We start from the raw sequence: 1,250 nt of genomic DNA, 5'->3' as shown, positions 1-1,250 counted from the left end.
CACGCTTGGCGCAATCGCGTATATCAAAACCGCAATCAAAGCGCCGGTCAGCGCGGCAGTAGCCCAGACATTGGCACGTGCGCGAGTCTCGGCTCCCATGACCTGCCCTGCCGCATAAATCACGCCTGCAACCACAATCATCAGCATGCATACGACTGGGAGCAGGCTTTGCATTCCAAGGCAAAGCCCTGTCATGGCGTTCATGACATTTGCAATCCCTGTGGCGCTTGCCAAGTAGGGCATGGCAGCAATGAAGAGCAATGCAACCTTTTGTTTCTTGCCCATAAGCAAACCTTTGGCATCATGTGTTGTTACTTGTGTATTTATCTGGTAATCATTATTTAAACCTATCGTTTGCGTCAGAAGAAAAAAATTGGACGCCGGCTCCATTTGCCTCCCGGCAAACGTTCCGTTATTTTTACAAGTAAAAATGCCGGGGGCGAGATTTGTTCAAGGGCTTCTTCAGAAAAGAATGGGAGGAAGCAAGGATGTGCATTTTCTTTCGGAAAATGCATCAGACATCGAGCAAAGCTCGATGCTGAAACCCGCCTTCGGATGTTCTTAGGGGTTTTCCTATTGAACTCGCACGGGGGTTTCCCCCCAACAGGTTAGCAACCTGCCGCAATACCGGGTTATGCGACCCCAGCACTTTATTGCTGGGGGTATTGCCCTCAGGCAATCTGACCCCAGCATTTTCGCAAAAATCTGGGGGAATTGGCTTTTAAGCCAATCAGACCCCAGCGCATTCGTTTTTAGGGTCGAATCAGCCTTTTATTCTTTATGTTGCAAACTCAGTTTGCAACAGCCGGAAAATTTGCGGCCAAATTTTCCGCTTTGCCGAGAATTCATTTTTGCGACCAAGACTGTCCAAGGGTGCTTCGATGTACAATAACTACCTTTCGTGCGAAGTGTGCGGCGCCGAGCTTACGCGGGCCAACCAGAAGCAGCAGATAGACAAGGCCGGCTTCATGCACAGCTTCTGCCAGAAATGCTACTCGGAAAAATTCCCGAAGTAGCCCTGCAGCCACTGCTGCTGGCATACTAGTTTATTTATCCTCTATTCTCTTAGCTAGCCTGAGGTGCATTTGATGGCTGCTTCCAGCGGTTCCGGGCCACTTGGCTCAATAGAGAACATGGTCATGCCGATAGCTTTGGCAATTCCAGTATCACAGGTGAAAACCTGGCTTTCGGCTTATTTCCACCCGGTGGAAACATTCGACTCCAACAAGAAGGATGCAACGCTTGGCGGC

Annotated in this window: 1 protein-coding gene; it reads right to left on the bottom strand. The window is 49.8% G+C overall.

Annotation, left to right across the window (positions count from 1 at the left end):
• Window positions 1-285, bottom strand: a 285-nt coding sequence (locus tag FJZ26_06085; protein MBM3229975.1) for a hypothetical protein, incomplete at its 3' end; no start/stop codon positions are given.
• Between the last annotated feature and the right edge of the window lie 965 nt (window positions 286-1,250).

The sequence above is a fragment of the Candidatus Parvarchaeota archaeon genome, assembly GCA_016866895.1.
Taxonomy (GTDB): Archaea; Micrarchaeota; Micrarchaeia; order Anstonellales; family VGKX01; genus VGKX01.
Note: the sequence above shows the minus strand (reverse complement) of the source record. Positions and strands in the feature narration are given on the sequence as shown.